General features: G+C 66.3%; 15 protein-coding genes. 2 read left to right on the top strand and 13 right to left on the bottom strand.

Annotated features, from left to right (window positions below; translation table 11 throughout):
• Window positions 1-17 precede the first annotated feature (17 nt).
• The 11 genes from Q0602_RS18345 to Q0602_RS18295 all read right to left on the bottom strand — a co-directional run bounded on the left by Q0602_RS18345 (window position 18) and on the right by Q0602_RS18295 (window position 10,788).
• The gene (locus tag Q0602_RS18345; protein ID WP_298846415.1) at window positions 18-1,151 is read right to left on the bottom strand and encodes a mannitol dehydrogenase; all 1,134 of its coding nucleotides are present in this window, start codon (window positions 1,149-1,151) and stop codon (window positions 18-20) included.
• Window positions 1,148-2,809, bottom strand: a complete 1,662-nt coding sequence (locus tag Q0602_RS18340; protein ID WP_298846412.1) for a UxaA family hydrolase — start codon at window positions 2,807-2,809, stop codon at window positions 1,148-1,150. The genes Q0602_RS18345 and Q0602_RS18340 overlap by 4 nt, the downstream gene beginning before the upstream one ends.
• Window positions 2,806-3,849 carry a zinc-binding alcohol dehydrogenase family protein gene (locus tag Q0602_RS18335; protein WP_298846410.1) on the bottom strand — a complete coding sequence of 348 codons (1,044 nt, stop codon included), beginning with the start codon at window positions 3,847-3,849 and terminating at the stop codon, window positions 2,806-2,808. The genes Q0602_RS18340 and Q0602_RS18335 overlap by 4 nt, the downstream gene beginning before the upstream one ends.
• 151 nt (window positions 3,850-4,000) lie before the next feature.
• Entirely contained in the window at window positions 4,001-5,038 is a 1,038-nt protein-coding gene (locus Q0602_RS18330) for an ABC transporter substrate-binding protein (protein ID WP_298846408.1), read from the bottom strand.
• Between the two features lie 74 nt (window positions 5,039-5,112).
• Window positions 5,113-5,871, bottom strand: coding sequence for an ATP-binding cassette domain-containing protein (locus Q0602_RS18325; RefSeq protein ID WP_295041127.1), 759 nt, complete (start codon window positions 5,869-5,871; stop codon window positions 5,113-5,115).
• Window positions 5,872-6,044: 173 nt separating this feature from the next.
• Window positions 6,045-7,061, bottom strand: a complete 1,017-nt coding sequence (locus Q0602_RS18320) for an ABC transporter permease (RefSeq protein ID WP_298846404.1) — start codon at window positions 7,059-7,061, stop codon at window positions 6,045-6,047.
• Window positions 7,019-7,357, bottom strand: a complete 339-nt coding sequence (locus Q0602_RS18315) for an L-rhamnose mutarotase (RefSeq protein WP_295041129.1) — start codon at window positions 7,355-7,357, stop codon at window positions 7,019-7,021. Before Q0602_RS18315 ends, Q0602_RS18320 begins: the two co-directional genes overlap by 43 nt.
• Window positions 7,358-7,375: 18 nt before the next feature.
• On the bottom strand, window positions 7,376-8,176 hold the full coding sequence (locus Q0602_RS18310; RefSeq protein WP_298846400.1) for an SDR family oxidoreductase: 801 nt from the start codon (window positions 8,174-8,176) through the stop codon (window positions 7,376-7,378).
• A complete protein-coding gene (locus Q0602_RS18305) occupies window positions 8,173-9,075 on the bottom strand; it encodes an amidohydrolase (RefSeq protein ID WP_298846397.1) in 903 nt (300 codons plus the stop codon). Before Q0602_RS18305 ends, Q0602_RS18310 begins: the two co-directional genes overlap by 4 nt.
• Window positions 9,076-9,104: 29 nt before the next feature.
• Window positions 9,105-9,947 carry a fumarylacetoacetate hydrolase family protein gene (locus tag Q0602_RS18300; protein WP_298846394.1) on the bottom strand — a complete coding sequence of 281 codons (843 nt, stop codon included), beginning with the start codon at window positions 9,945-9,947 and terminating at the stop codon, window positions 9,105-9,107.
• A gap of 100 nt (window positions 9,948-10,047) precedes the next feature.
• Window positions 10,048-10,788, bottom strand: a complete 741-nt coding sequence (locus Q0602_RS18295) for an SDR family oxidoreductase (RefSeq protein WP_298846391.1) — start codon at window positions 10,786-10,788, stop codon at window positions 10,048-10,050.
• Between the two features lie 307 nt (window positions 10,789-11,095).
• Here Q0602_RS18295 and Q0602_RS18290 point away from each other — a divergent pair, with 307 nt between their 5' ends.
• Complete coding sequence (locus Q0602_RS18290; RefSeq protein WP_298846388.1) at window positions 11,096-11,851, top strand: FadR/GntR family transcriptional regulator; 756 nt, start codon at window positions 11,096-11,098, stop codon at window positions 11,849-11,851.
• A 129-nt stretch (window positions 11,852-11,980) separates the two neighbouring features.
• On the opposite strand, the gene argE is transcribed toward Q0602_RS18290, so the two are convergent.
• Entirely contained in the window at window positions 11,981-13,141 is a 1,161-nt protein-coding gene (gene argE / locus Q0602_RS18285; RefSeq protein WP_298846385.1) for an acetylornithine deacetylase, read from the bottom strand.
• Window positions 13,142-13,402: 261 nt separating this feature from the next.
• Here argE and wrbA point away from each other — a divergent pair, with 261 nt between their 5' ends.
• Window positions 13,403-14,008 (top strand): NAD(P)H:quinone oxidoreductase, encoded by a 606-nt coding sequence (gene wrbA / locus Q0602_RS18280; RefSeq protein WP_298846382.1) that lies wholly within the window; start codon window positions 13,403-13,405, stop codon window positions 14,006-14,008.
• A 225-nt stretch (window positions 14,009-14,233) separates the two neighbouring features.
• Here the strand turns inward: wrbA and Q0602_RS18275 are convergent.
• Window positions 14,234-15,403: family 43 glycosylhydrolase (locus tag Q0602_RS18275; protein ID WP_298846378.1), on the bottom strand; the 1,170-nt coding region annotated here is incomplete at its 5' end.

Here is a 15,403-nt window from a genome sequence, read left to right as displayed (position 1 = left end):
TGGGCTTCTTGCTGGGATCATCGGCTCAACGCTTCGTCGAGCCCGGGCGTGGCGCGCCCCTGAAGGCGTGCTTTATCGACCACCGGCTGCAGGCGTCGCTGCCGCTTGGCGGCGTGGTTCTGGGCGATATCGGCGAGGCGGTGATCGAGAAATGGGTTGGCAAAGCGTTCCAGCGTGGTGTCTCGGTAGGCTTGAAGCTGAGCCAGCGGGAGTTCGGCAGCCAGGGTCGGCAGCACTTCCTGATCGAGCACCGCACGCAGCGAGTCGACCAGCGCACTGTTCTCCATGGCCTCACGCACGAACTCGACCGGCCGGCCGGCGCGCTGCCAGTGATCGACCAGATAGGTGTGGGCGAGATTGAGAATATGCAGTTTGCAGGTCGCCTGAGGGCCCAGGCCATCGACGATCTCGACATCCGGGTGGGTGCAGGGAATCGCCATGCCGGGTCTGCGCTGGATGGCCCAGAGCGCGTAGGGCTCGGCGATCGCGCCGAGCGGCTCGAGCGGTTCCGAGACGATACGATCCACCAGCGTATCGGCCCATACGCAGCGGTTATCGAGCCAGTCCAGAAAGGCCTCGCTGTCCGGGGTTCCGGCGCCGTCGCGGCGGGCCATCGCCGTCACCAGCGATTGCAACCGGCTGGCGTTGTGCTCGATCAGCTCGCAGGGCAGGATCGTCAGGCCGTCGTTGCCGGCCTCGAAGCGCGCCCGCAGCAAGTGGGTCAGCTTGCCGGGAAAGCTCGCCGGCACGGTGGCGAGACTCGAGTCGTCGCCGATCTCGTAGCCGTTGTCGGCGGTATTGGAGACGATGATGCGGGCGTGCTCGATTACGTGGCGCTCGAGCGCGTCCCACTGCTCGGCGGCGATCAGGCAGCCGGCGACGCTGTCGACGGTCTGCTCGCGATCGACCGTCTCGCCGTCGCGCCGGCCGCGAATCCGCACGGGATAGCGGCGCTGCTCGGCCAGCAGGCGCGCCTTGCGCTTGCCTTCTTCGCGGGTCGAACTCTGCACCACCAGAATGCGCTCGTCGCTGTCGCCATTTACCAGCGATTCGGACACCAGCGCATCGACATGGGCGAGCAGAAAACGCCCGGTGCCGAACTGAACGATCCCGGCGTCGCGGTAGTCGTTGGTGTGCCTGGAGAGCGTCATAGCGAGACCCCGCGCTTCCAGGGAATGAAGTCGTGCTGGGAGAGGCGCTGGGCGTGCGAGTGGTGACGCCCCGAGGCGACCTCGATGCACAGCGTCAGCAGCTCTTCCGCCAGTTCGTCGATGCTGCGTTCGCCGCGCACGATGGGGCCGGCGTCGAAATCGATGATGTCGCGCATGCGCGTGGCCAGCTCGCTGTTGCTGGCGATCTTGAGCACCGGTGTCACCGGGTTGCCGGTGGGCGTGCCGAGCCCGGTGGTGAACAGGATCAGGTTGGCGCCGGAGCCGGCCAGGGCGGTGGTCGATTCCACATCGTTGCCCGGGGTGCAGAGCAGGCTGAGCCCGGCGCGGCGGTGGGGCTCGGTGTAGTCGAGCACGTCGACCACCGGGCCATCGCCGCCTTTCTTGGCCGCGCCGGCGGATTTCATCGCGTCGGTGATCAGGCCGTCGCGGATATTGCCCGGCGAAGGGTTCATGGAGAAATCGGCCCCCACCGCGGCGGCGTGGCGCTGATAGGCCTGCATCAGATCGCGGAAGCGTCCGGCGACGTTCGCGTCGGTGCAGCGGGCGACCAGCTCGTGCTCGACCCCGCACAGCTCCGGGAACTCGGCGAGAATGCCGCTGCCGCCGAGGGCGACCAGACGATCGACCACGCCGCCCACCAGCGGATTGGCGGAGATGCCGGAGAAACCGTCGGAGCCGCCGCACTCGACCCCGAGGGTGAGCTCGGCCAGCGGCGCCGGCTGGCGCTGAATGCGATCGGCGGCCGCCAGGCCGTCGAAGATCGACTGCAGCGCATTGCGGATCAGGGCCTCCTCGCTGGGTGAAGACTGCTGGTCGAAGTAGTCCACCGTTCGCAGCTGCTGCGGGTCGCGCTGGGCCACCGCCGCCTTGAGCATCTGGATCTGCGCCTTCTGGCAGCCGAGGCTCAGCACCGTCGCGCCGGCCACGTTGGGGTGGCAGATGTAGCCGGCCAGCAGCTGGCACAGCGCTTCGGCATCGTCGTCGGTGCCGCCGCAGCCCAGGGTATGGGTCAGAAAGCGCACGCCGTCGACATTGGGGAAGCGTGTTGGCGCTTGCGACTCGAAAGGGTCGCCGAACGAGGCATCGAGCATCCCGTCCAGCATCTGCCGCGCCATGCGCTTGTAGTCGCGATAAGGGTCGTCGCCCAGCGCATCGGCGACGCACTGGCGCAGCACCTCGATATTGCGGTTCTCGCAGAACACCAGCGGGATCACCAGCCAGACGTTGGCGGTGCCGACACTGCCGTCGGGGCGATGGAAGCCGTCGAAGGTCGTGCCCTGGAAGCGCGTCACCTCCGGCGGCGTCCAGCTCCTGCTGCCGGGCTGGACGTCATCGCTCTCCGTGGCATGGGCGACGTTGTCCACGCTGATGACGCCGCCCGCGGGGATGGCTTGCGTCGCCTTGCCCACGGTGACGCCGTACATGGTGACGATATCCCCCGGCGACAGCGCCTGGAGCGTGAACTTGTGCTTGTGGCGGACATTGTCGGCAAGGGCGATATCGCGGTCGTCGATCACGACCCGGCGGCCGGCGGGCAGGTCGGTCAGCGCCACCGCCACGTTGTCGCGCGGGTGGATGCGCAGGGTGATCCGGGTCGGGCTGTCGGTACCGATGGTATCGAGGCGGGTATCGCTCATGATTCGACCTCCGCGGTTGCGGCATCCAGCGTCACCATCGCCTTGATCACGCCACTGGCGGGTGCGCACCACTGGGGCATCAGCGTCGGCAACTCTTCGAGCCGACCCCGGTGGGTGATCAACGGCTCGGTGAGGATGTCGCCACTCGCCATCAGCCGGGTGACGGTCTCGAAGTCCTCCCGTGTCGCATTGCGGCTGCCCAGCAGGGTCAGCTCCTTCCTGTGGAAGTCCGGGTCGCTGAAGCTGATGTCGGCCTTGACCACGCTCACCAGCACATAGCGACCGCCGTGGCCGGCGAAGTCGAAGCCGCGATTCATCGCCTCGGGATTGCCTGTCGCATCGAACACCACGTCGGCCAGGGCGCCATCGTTGAGCGCCTCGATCTCGGCGCTCACGTCATCCTCGACGGCGTGCCAGACGGCATCGGCACCGAGCGCGTCTCGGCACAGCGCCAGGCGGTCGCGATTGGTATCGACCATCGCCACCCGCGCGCCGCGGCTCCTGGCCACCTGCAGTACGCCAATGCCGATCGGGCCGGCACCCACCACCACCACCAGTTCGTCGCTTTCGACCTGGCCGCGGCGGACGGCGTGGGCGCCGATGGCCTGACACTCGACCAGCGCCAAGGCTTCCGCCGACAGACCGGGCACCGGCACCAGATGCGACGCCGGGACGTTGAGCCACTCCGCCATGCCGCCGTCGCGATGCACGCCGACCACCTCGAGACGCTGGCAGCAGTTGGTACGGCCCTGGCGACAGGCGCGGCATTCGCCGCAGTGGAGGTAGGGGATCACGTAGACTGGCTGGCCAATGAGTTCGGGGGAGACATCGTCGCCGGTCAGCACCACCTCGCCGCTGAGTTCGTGACCCAGCACGCGGGGGTAGGCGAAGTAGGGCTGATTGCTGCCGAAGGCGTGGATATCGGTGCCGCAGATGCCGATACGGCGAATCGCCACCAGCGCCTCACCGGGCGCGCAATCGGGCACCGGCCGGTCGATGACGGCCATCTCGCCGGGCTTCGAACAGACGACGACTTGCATGTGTGGACTCCTGAAATGCCGACCTCGTATGTCAAAGGAACAAAGGTCGGACCATTGCGTGGACGGTCGGCCCGGCGGGATACCCAAATCGCCGGGCGTAAGATCGATCGAAGGGGCCGGCCCGACTCGGCGGGCTCGGCCCCGGCTCGGGTTACTCGTCGCCTGCCGCAGTCGCGGTCGGTGCCAGATAGGGCGTCAACTTGCGCTGCTTGGGGTCGAGCAGGCCGGTGAAGTCGGGTTCGTCGACGCTCTCGGTGGTCGCGACGTGGACGCCGGTGTCGACGCTCTTGGGTAGCGCGACGCCCTGGGACGCGGCGTAGGCGAACCACACCCCGGAGTACCCCATCATGTAGGGATCCTGGACGACCAGTGAATCGATCACGCCCTGGCGCAGGAAATCCACCTCGAGCTCGCTGGAGTCGAAGGCCACCAGGCAGACGTCGTCCGCGCTCTGTTCGGCAAAGGCGGTACCGGCACCGTCTCCCATCAGCTGGTTGTCGGCGAAGATGCCCTTGAGCTCGGGGTAGCGATTGAGCAGGTCGAGGGTATCGTTCATCGCCTTGGTGGTGTCGTTGTTGGCGACGCGATTGTCGACCACCTCGATGTCCGGGTACTCGCCGATCGCATCCAGGAAGCCGTTGTCACGGGAGACCAGCGACTCGCCGTTGGGGTTGGTGCGCAGGTACGCCACCTGACCGGAAGCCTCGCCGTTGGTCCGCTCGATACACTCGGCCAGCGCATGTCCGGCGCGCTGGCCCGCGGCGAAGTTGTCGGTGGCGATCAACGAGGCGTAGCGATCGGTGTCGACGCCGGAGTCGATGATCACCACCGGGATGCCGGCGGCGGTCGCGCTCTCCACCGGACCGGCCATGGCATCGGTGGAAACCGGGGCGAGGACGATTGCCGTGGGCTTGCGGCTGATCAGGTTCTCCATGATCGAGATCTGGCGGGCGACCTCGGTCTCGTTGGCCGGCCCCAGCTCCTCGATCTGGATGCCGAGACGGTCGGCTGCCTGGTGGGCGCCGTCGAACACCGCCTGCCAGTAGGAGGCGGTGGTCGCCTTGATCACCACCGGAATGGTGATGTCGGCGTCCTGGGCGCTGGCGAGCTGGCTGGTCGAGAGCCCGGCGAGCGCAACGCCAAGGGCGAGCGGGGCGAGTCGACGTGAACGTGGCGTGTGGCTTGGCATGAGCGTTCTCCGCATATTGTGGTTGGTCTTCGGGTCCTGCGGTCGTTGCTGCCTTTCGAAATGGAGTGCCGCGTTCAGGCGGCGCTCTCCCGGCGTTCGCTGTAGCCGGTCATGTACTTGATCAGCTCCTCCTGGGTGGTCTCCTCGGATCGCGCGACGTGGACGATGCGGCCGCGATACATCACCGCGATGCGGTCGGCGACTTCCAGGATCTCCACCAGGTTGTGACCGATGTAGATCACGCCGACGCCCTTGGCGGCGAGCATTCGCGATAGCTTGATGACGTTCTCCCGCTCCATCACCGCCAGCGCGGCGGTGGGCTCGTCGAGGATCACCACCTTGGCATCCCAGTAGAGTGCGCGCGCGATGGCGACGGCCTGGCGTTGCCCGCCGGACAACCCCGCGACCGTGCTGGCGCCATCGGGGATGTGGCTTTCGATGCTATCGATCAGCCGCTGCGTCTCCTGCAGGATGCGCCCGCGATCGATCACCGGCAGCAGGCCGAGCCAGCGGCGGACCGGCTCGCGCCCCAGGAAGATATTGGCGCCCACCGAGAGTTCGTCGGCCAGCGCCAGATCCTGATAGACGGTCTCGATGCCGGCGCGGCGCGCCTCCTTGGGGGAGTCGAATGCCACCGCCTTGCCACCGAGGGCGATGTCGCCGCTGTCGCGGCGGTAGACGCCGGAGATGTGCTTGATCAGCGTCGATTTGCCGGCGCCGTTGTCACCCACCACGGCGAGCACCTCGCCGGCGTCGAGGGTGAGGTCGACCCCGCAGAGGACTTCCACGGCACCGAAGCGTTTCTTGAGATCCCTGACTTCGAGTAGCGACATTCTCTATCTCCTATGGAAGCTCTGAATCAATCGCCGAGCGAGATGAAGCACAAGGCGCACGGAACACAGAAAACGAGACATACCTTGGGGTTAGGCGAGTTTTCGACCGGGCTGGCGCGCCAGTACCGCGCAACGCAGTGATTCGCTCGCGCAGGCATTGGTTCAGTGTTTCCTTATTTCACGCCGCTCTGGCGGCACTTATGCAGGTTGTCGACGTAGACGACCGCGGCGATGAGAACCCCGGTCGCGACCATCTGCCAGAACGAGTCGATGCCCAGCAGGTTGGCGGCGTTGGCGATGGTGGCGAACAGCAGGGCGCCGATGAAGGTGCCGAGTACGCTGCCGCGACCGCCGAACAGGCTGGCGCCCCCCACCACGGCGGCGGCGATGGCGTTGAGCTCGTAGGCGACCCCGGCGGTGGGCGAGCCGATGCTCATGCGCGCCATCAGCAGCATGCCGGCGATGCAGGCAGTGACGGAGCTGACGATGTAGGCGAAGAAGACGATGCGCTTGATGTTGATCCCTGCGCGGCGGGCGGACTCGTGGTTGCTGCCCATGGCGATCATGTAGCGTCCGGTGCGCGTACGGCTGAGGATGAAGTGCAGCACCACGCCGATGACCAGCATGCTCCAGAACAGCGACGGAATGCCGAGCCACTCGGCGCGGGCAAAGGCGGAGAGCGCCTTTGGCAGGCCGAACACGCTGGTGCCGTCGCTGACCAGGAAGGCGCCACCGCGAAACGCCTGCAGGCCGGCGAGGGTGATGATGAAGGCCGGGATGCCGAGGCGGTAGACGGAGAAGGCGTTGAGCGAGCCGATTGCCACGCCGAGCACGAGCGTCAGCGCAATGGCGAGGGGAATCGGCACGCCCGCGGTCAGCAGCGTCGCGCAGACGACGCCGGAGAGCGCCACCACCGAGCCCACCGACAGATCGATACCGCGGATCAGGATCGGGAACAGCACGCCGAAGGCGATGATGCTGTCGATCGACACCTGGCGCAGAATGTTGACCACGTTATTGGTCGTCAGAAAGGTCGAGGTCGTCAGCGCCATCACCACCCATAGCAGTAGCGTGAGGCCGAGCACCAGCGTCTCCACCGGTAGGCCCCACTTGCGCAGGTGGCGCGTGCGCGTGGCTGCCGGGGCTTTCATGCCGCGCCCAAGCGGTAGATTGGCGTCATGGGTTGCCATTTGTTGTTCTCCTCCGTCCAGGGCGTCGGGCGCTGGTAGCGCCACATTTCCGCCTCCCACCGTTGCACCGCCGGGTTGTCACGCTCGGCGGCGGCCATGGCGTCGAAACTGAATCGGTCGTCATCGGTTTCCATGACCATGACCAGTCGCGAGCCCAAGCGAAAAATCTCCAGGCTTTCCACCCCGCAGTCGCGCAGGTGTGATTCGACTTCCGGCCAGACCTCCCGGTGTCGGCGCTCGTACTCGGCAATCGCGGCGTCGTCTTCGGCCAGGTCCAGCGCCAGGCAGTAACGCATGTCTTCGACCTCCGTTCGTCAGCCTTGCCGATCCGTTGCCGAAGGCGCCGTCATGGCGCGATCGAGATGAACGTAGCCGCCGTCGACGAACAGCCACTGACCGGTGGTGTGGGACGCCCGTGGCGACAGCAGGAACAGCGTGCTGTCGGCGATCTCCCGGGGCTCGGTCATGCGCTGGCCGAGGGGAATCGTGGCGGTGATGGCGGCGAGGCGGGCCTCGCTGTCGTCGAAGCTGTCGATCCAGCGGCGATAGAGCGGGGTCATGACCTCGGCCGGCACCACCGCGTTGACGCGAATGCCGTCGCCGGCGAGGCTCACCGCCCACTCCCGGGTCAGCGCCAACTGGCCACCCTTGGCCGCGCTGTAACCACTGGTACCGCCCTGGCCGGTGAGCGCGGTCTTGGAGGCGACATTGACGATGGCGCCACGGCTTCGCCGCAGGTGGGGCAGGCTGTGATGCGCCATGGCGTAGTAGTGGAGCAGATTGCGGTCCAGCGAGGCCTGGAACGCCTCGACCCCGGCCTCGAGCCCGACCCGGTCGTTGACCCCGGCGTTGTTGACCAGCCCATCGAGCCGCCCATGCCGGTCGACTATCCGGGCCACCGCCGAGCGGCAGGCTTCGTCGTCGGTCAGCTCCGTGGCGATGAACTCTATGCTGCCGGCTTCGCGGAGCTTCGCCAGCCATTCCGCCGGCGGTTCGTCGCGCGCCACGATGATCGGTATCGCCCCCTCGGCGACCAGCGCTTCGCTGATCGCAGCCCCGATGCCGGAGGCGCCGCCGGTGACGATGATGACGTTGTCTTGGAGTTCCAGGTTCATGTGCCGGGCTCTTTATCGTTGTCGGGAGCGTTCAGCGAGCGCACATCAGGCATCTTCAAGCCATACAGGCGTCGAGCGTTGCCGCCGAACAGCGCTTTCTTGTCGAGCCCGCGTCGGGTGGCCCAGTCATCGATCAGCGCCAGGACGTCGTGATAGCTTCCGGCCACCAGGCAGACCGGCCAGTCGGAGCCGAACAGCAGCCGCTCCTCACCGAACGCTTCCAGCGCCACGTCGAGATAGGGCTGGATGTCGTGAGCACGCCAGTGCCGCCAGTCGGCTTCGGTGATCAGCCCGGAGAGCTTGCAGGCGACATGGGGCAGTTCCGCGAGGCTCGTCAGCTCGCGGCGCCAGGTATCGAAGCCGTCGTCGCACCGGTTGTCGAGGTGGCCCAATACGTCGGGTTTGCCGAGATGATCGAGTATCAGCGTGTGCCCGTCGCAGGCGCGGCAGAAGTCGAGCGTCGCCGGCAGATGGGCGGCGGTGACCAGCACGTCGTAGCACCAGCCCGCGCGCTGGAGCCGCTGGATGCCTAGCTGCACGTCGCGCCGGCGCAGATAGTCGCTGGGCTCGGCCTCGTCCTGGATCAGGTGGCGAAAGCCGCACAGCCGCGACGAGTGCCGGCGATCCAGCTGTGTCTCCAGATCGTCCGCCACCGGATCGATCCAGCCGACCACGCCGACGATCGACGGATCGTGCTCGGCCAGCTCCAGCAGGAAGTCGGTCTCCCGGGCCAGCGGTCGCGCCTGGACCGCGATCGTCGCGTCGATGTCCCAGGCCTGCCGTTCGGCGGCGAGGTCTGGCGGCAGGAAATCCCGCTGCAATTCGTCCATGGCGCCGTCGATCCACGGAAACTCGCTCGCCCGGTAGTGCCAGAAATGCTGATGGGCATCGATACGCATGACGGTGACCTCCGTGGACGATGGTCGGATCAGCTCTCGACGCAGCGCTGCTGCTGTTCGCCCAGCCCTTCGATCCCCAGGCGCATGGTCTGGCCCGGTTTGAGGAAGACCTTGGGGTTCTGGCCCATGCCGACGCCCGGGGGCGTGCCGGTGGAGATGACGTCGCCCGGCTGCAGGCTCATGAAGCGGCTGAGATAGGCGACCAGGTGCGGCACCTGGAACACCATGGTCTGGGTCGAGCCATCCTGGTAGCGCTTGCCGTCGACTTCGAGCCACATCGACAGATTCTGCGGATCGGCGATTTCGTCGCGGGTGACCAGCCACGGGCCGAGCGGGCCGAAGGTGTCGCAGCCCTTGCCCTTGTCCCAGGTGCCGCTGCGCTCGAGCTGATATTCGCGTTCGGAGACGTCGTTGACCACGCAGAAGCCGGCGACGTGGCCCATGGCGTCCGCTTCGTCGATATAGCGCCCGCCCTTGCCGATGATCACGCCCAGTTCCACTTCCCAGTCGGTCTTCTCGGAGCCGCGGGGGATCTCGACGTCGTCGTTGGGGCCGCAGATGGCGCTGGTCCACTTGTTGAAGACGACCGGCTCCGCGGGCACTTCGGCGCCGGTCTCGGCGGCGTGATCGGAGTAGTTCAGCCCGATGCAGATGAACTTGCCGACCCGGCCGACGCAGGGGCCGAGCCGCGTACCGGCGGAGACTTCCGGCAGGCTGGCGGTATCGATCTGGGCCAGCCGAGCCAGGCCCGAGTCGGAGAGCACGTCGCCGGCGATATCGTCGATCTGGCCGGAGAGGTCGCGAACGACCCCGTTGGCGTCGACCAGACCGGGCTTTTCCTGACCCTTGGGGCCGTGGCGTAGCAGTTTCATGCGGTTTCCTTTTCTGTGTCCGTTAGCGAAGTGGGTCTAGTTTTGAGCTACGAGCTACGAGCTACGAGCTACGAGCTACGAGCTACGAGAACTCAAGAGATCAATTGGACCAGCCCCCATCGATCATCTGCACCGTGCCGGTAATGAACGAGGCTTCGTCGCTGGCCAGATGCGTCGCCAGCGCGGCGATCTCCTCCACCTTGCCCAGCCGGCCCATGGGTTGGCGGGCGATGAATTCGGCAAAGACCTCGTCGTTGGTGCGGCCCTGCTGGCGCGCCTGCTCGGCGACCCGCTCGCGCAGGGAGGGGGAGTCGACCGTGCCCGGGCAGATCGCGTTGCAGCGGATGCCGCGGGTCATGAAATCGGCGGCGACGGATTTGGTCAGTCCGACCACGGCGGCCTTGGTGGTGCCGTAGGCGAAGCGATTGACCACGCCCTTGGCGCTGGAGGCGAGCGACGACATGTTGATGATGCTGCCGCCGCCGTTGGCCAGCATCGCCGGTAGCGCGGCGCGGATGGTGTAGAACATGGAGTCGACGTTGAGGCGCTGGGCAAAGGCCCACTGGGCGTCGTCGCACTCGAGGATCGAGCCGCTCGGCACCGTGCCGGCGCAGTTGAACAGGATGTCCAGTGGTGGCAGCGATTCGATCAGGGCTCGCACGGCCTCGGCATCGGTGACGTCGAGTGCGTGACACTGGGCATCTTCCAACCCCTCGAGCTTGGCGGGGTCGATATCGGTGGCGATCACGCGGGCGCCCTCGGCCAAAAACCGTTCGACGGTGGCGCGGCCGATGCCTTGTCCTGCAGCGGTAATCAGTGCGGTTTTGTTGGCGAGTCGCATGACCGGGGCTCCTGAAGGCGGCTTCGATGCTCTGTTTTTGCTTCTGAAGAGAAGGTTGGTTCTAATGTCTAAAGGCCTGACCTTTGATCCAAGTATTATCCTTTGCCGAAACGGCCCGCAAATCGCCAAACGTCTAATAAGCCGCCGAAAGCCGCTGGTAGCGTTGTCATTTGCGACCAATGTCTATGCCCTGTCTGAGAGGTGGCCGCGTTCGCCACTGCAACGTTGACACGGCGAAGAGACACCGGCCCTCAATTCCTCAAGCAGAGCCTGGCTCGTCCTGCTCATGAAACCGGGAGATCGATGGATGCCGATCCAGACCATTCGCGCACAGCGGCTCTATCGTCAGATTGCCGACCAGTTGCTGGTGTTGATTCGCCAGGGGGAGTTTCCGCCGGGCACCTTGTTGCCGCCGGAGCGTGACCTGGCGCAGCAGCTGGGGGTCAGTCGGGCGTCGGTGCGGGAGGCGCTGATCGCGCTGGAAGTCGTCGGCCAGGTCGAGGTACGCGTCGGGCACGGCGTGCTGGTGCTGGAGCGGCACGAGGAGGTGGGCAGCTCGGTGATGAGCGCGGCCCGGCGCCAGGAAGGGTGGGCGCTGGACCCGGAGTTCGCCAGCGAGATCGAACTCGACCTGGACCAGGAGATCCCGCCGTTCTCGCTGTTGCAGGCGAGACGCTATCTCGAGCCCGAGACGGCGGCGCTGGCGGCGCTCAACGCCAGCGACGAGGAGCTTGCCGCGATGCGCGCCGCCTATGCGCGCAATGTCGAGGACAATCGCCACGGCGGGCGCAACCAGGCCGGCGATCGACTGCTGCACATCCGCATCGCCGAGGCCTCGGGCAACGCGGCCTACGCCATGACCATCAAGCATCTGCTCGGCCACCAGTACGGCAAGATGTTCCGCCGCCTCCAGGAACTGTTCATGGAGACCGACATGCCGCGCCAGTCACAGGATGACCATCAGCGCATCCTGGCGGCGATCGAGAGTCGCGATCCCGATGCGGCGAGGAAGGCGATGGAAGTGCACATGGATCACGTCCTGAGAGTGTTCTTCGACGCCTGAATGGCTGGTGGACGAGTCAGTACACGTCCCCGTGCCACGGGGACCCGGTGGCGGTGGGGCGAACGGCGAGGGCAGGCGTGTGCATGACTCCGGGCTCCACTGGCCGGCAGTAGCGAGTGGCGGCAGTGCTCAACCCGCCATCCGCTCGCCCAGCCGTCGCATGAAGCGATCGCCGGCCTCGATCTGGTCGATCTCGATATATTCGTCCGGCTGGTGAGCCTGTTCGATGCTCCCCGGGCCGCACACGACGGTCGGCAGGCCGGCGCGCTGGAACTGCCCCCCTTCGGTGGCGTAGGCGACACCGCCGGTGTCGACGCTCGGATCGTCTAGACATTCGCGGCAGAGGGCGATGGCGGCGGCGTTGTCGCGGTCGGCCAGCGCCGGCACGGTATCGACCAGTTGCTCTGTGACGATGCGGATCTCCGGTGCACGCTCCTGCAACTCGGCCTCCAGCGCCTTGGCGTAGCGCTCGAAACGGGTAAAGACCGCCTCGAAGCCGTCGCTGGGCAGGTGGCGGATCTCCCAGTCGAACTGGCAGTGCCGCGCCATGATGTTGATCGCGGTGCCGCCCTGGATCAGCCCGACGTGCAGGCTCGAGTGCTGGACGTTGAAGACGTGTTCCAGCGCCCCCTCGTCGACCAGCTCCTGCATGATCGCCTCGATCTTCGTCACCAGCCTGGCGGCCACGTGGATTGCCGACATCCCCTGATTGATCTGGCTGGAGTGCGACTCCTTGCCGGTCACCGTGGTGCGCAGGGTGGTGATTCCCTTCTGTGCCACGATCGGTTGCATCGAGGTGGGCTCGCCGATGATCACGGCGCCGGGCAGCGGTTCATCCACCATCAGCCGTTCGATCATCGCCGGCGCGCCGAGGCAGCCGATCTCCTCATCGTAGGAGAAGGCCAGGTAGATCGGCCGCGCGAGATCGAGGGCCTGCCAGGCGGGAACCTGCGCCAGGGCGCAGGCGAGGAATCCCTTCATGTCGCAGCTGCCGCGACCGTAGAGCCGGCCGTCCTGCCTGTCCGTCAGGGTGAACGGGTCGCTGTTCCACGGCTGGCCGTCGACCGGTACCACATCGGTGTGACCGGAAAGTACCACGCCGCCCTCGACCGCCGGGCCGATGCGTGCCAGCAGGTTGGACTTGCTGCCATCGACGTTGGTGATGCGCTGGGCCGGCACGCGGTGAGAGGCGAGATAGCGTTCGACGAAATCGATCAGCTCGAGATTCGAGTGCCGGGAGACGGTATCGAAGCCGATCAGGGAGGCCAGCAGGTCGCGGGAAGTGGTCATCGCTTGCTCCGGTCCACCAGCGTGGACCCCGGTTCGGTGGGTGAGCCCACAGAATAGCGGCTATCCTTCCGCGGTCACAAACCCCCGGGGCGGTACGGAGACGGAGGCGGGCGCTGCGATATTTCCAAGAGACCTGAGCGTTCGACCGTTTCGCGGCTTTCGGCGCAAAAAATGCAGTCTCGACGCCATGGCGCCGAATGATTTACGCGCCTAGTCTGAAAAGCGTTTCTTCCCGAAACTCCAACTCCCCAGGAGATTTTCATGAGCAAAGTGCTGGTGCTGTATTACTCGAGCTACGGCCATATCGAGACCATGGCCAAGGCGGTGGCGGACGGCGCCGAAAGCGTCGGTGGCACCCAGGTCGATATCCGCCGCGTGCCGGAGCTGGTACCGCAGGAGGTGGCGGTGAAATCCGGTTACAAGACCGATCAGGACGCGCCGCTGATCGAGGGCCCGGAAGCGCTGGCCGACTACGACGCCATCATCGTCGGCACGCCGACCCGGTTTGGCAACATGGCCTCCCAGATGCGCAATTTCTGGGACATGACCGGTGGCCCCTGGGCCCAGGGCAAGCTGATCGGCAAGATCGGCAGCGCCTTTGCCTCGACGGCGACGCAGCACGGCGGGCAGGAGACCACGCTGACCTCGATCCACACCACGCTGATGCATCACGGCATGGTGATCGTGGGCGTGCCCTACAGCTGCGCCGAGCTCTCCAACATGAGCGAGATCACCGGTGGCACGCCCTACGGCGCGACCACGCTGGCCAACGCCGACGGCAGCCGCACGCCCAGCGAGAACGAACTGGCGATCGCGCGTTTCCAGGGCAAGCACGTGGCCGAGCTGGCGGCCAAGCTGGGCAACTGAGGCCGGTCGGCTAGTTTTCGTACAAAGCCTAAGAGGGTGTTTACAAATTCGACGAGCGAAGGCGAGACAAGGCGAAATCGGCCGAAAAAGCGGAGTTTACACGGGGTAAATGAGCATTTTGAGGTCGGTTTCAACGCCGTATTGCCTAGCGCAGGCATTTTGTAAACACCCTCTAAGGCCCTTCGCGGCCGGACCGGCCAACGAGAGCCGCTGATCTCATGGAGATCAGCGGCTTTTTGCTGGGCGGTAGTCGAACTCGTGAAAGTCCGCCGCGAGCCCGGCCCCGGAGAGATCCTGGGCGCAGAGGCCGACGAAGGTACCGGTGAAGCGGATGTAGTCCGGATCGTCGTCGCAGAGATGGGAGATGTCGAGCGGATCGCCGATCGGCTGCCACTCGATACCGTCGCCATCTCGATCCGGATCGCCCTGCGCGTCGCCCGGCGCATGGAAGAAACGCAGCCACTCGCGCTCCAGACGCGCCATCAGCCGCACGTCGCCGTCGACCAGGGGGAAATCGCTGGTCAGCGGCTCGTCATAGACGCCATGGCGCGAGACGATGATGCCTAGGCAACGGCCCAGCGTCTCGTCCCGGGTCACCCTCAGGTAGATGTAATCCTTGGTGTCGTAGTAGAGGATCAGCCCCGCCATCTGCTGGAAATGGTCGGGGTGGAAGGACAGCCGCGTCTCCACCTCCACCTCGAGGTGGGTCAGGCGCCTGGCCAGCAGGCTCTGTCGGTGGGTCGACTGCATCGACTCGCCACCCTTGAGCCGCAGGCAGCCCGGGCGCTCGGTCAGCGACAGCCAGGTGTCGTCGAACGGCCTGCGCAGACTCTGCCAGTAGCGGTGGAGGCCGGGACTCTCGAAGGTATCGCGATCCGGCTCGGCGAGGGGAGCCTGCCAGTGAAGATCCGGGCCGGCCACCCGATGGCTGGGGTAGGGGCCGCCCTCGATGCGGAGCCAGTCGTCCTCGGTCCAGACGCAGCGCTGCAGGGCGGTCTCGCGCCCCAGCATGCAGCGCCCGGCGACGACCGGGCGGGCACAGAGATGGGCGCAGTACCACTCGCCCCCGGCGGTCTCCACCAGGCTGCCGTGGCCGGCCTTCTGCAGTTGGTCGGCGGCATCCGGGTTCGAGGTGAGCACCGGGTTGGTCGGGTCGACCTCGTAGGGCCCCGTCAACTCACGCGAGCGGGCCACCGTCATGGCATGGCCGTAACCGGTACCGCCCTCGGCGGTGACCAGATAGTAGTAGCCGTTTCTTCGATAGAGATGCGGGGCTTCGGTGACGCCCAGAGACGTACCCCGAAAGATATTGTGCACGGGCCCGGTGAGCTGCTGGCGTCCGATGTCGTAGCGCTGCAGGGCGATACCGGCGAAGGCGTTACGGCCCTTGCGGAA

The organism is uncultured Salinicola sp., from assembly GCF_937921195.1.
Lineage (GTDB): Bacteria > Pseudomonadota > Gammaproteobacteria > Pseudomonadales > Halomonadaceae > Salinicola.
The sequence above is the reverse complement of the archived record's forward strand: the minus strand, read 5'-3'. Positions and strand labels throughout refer to the sequence as shown.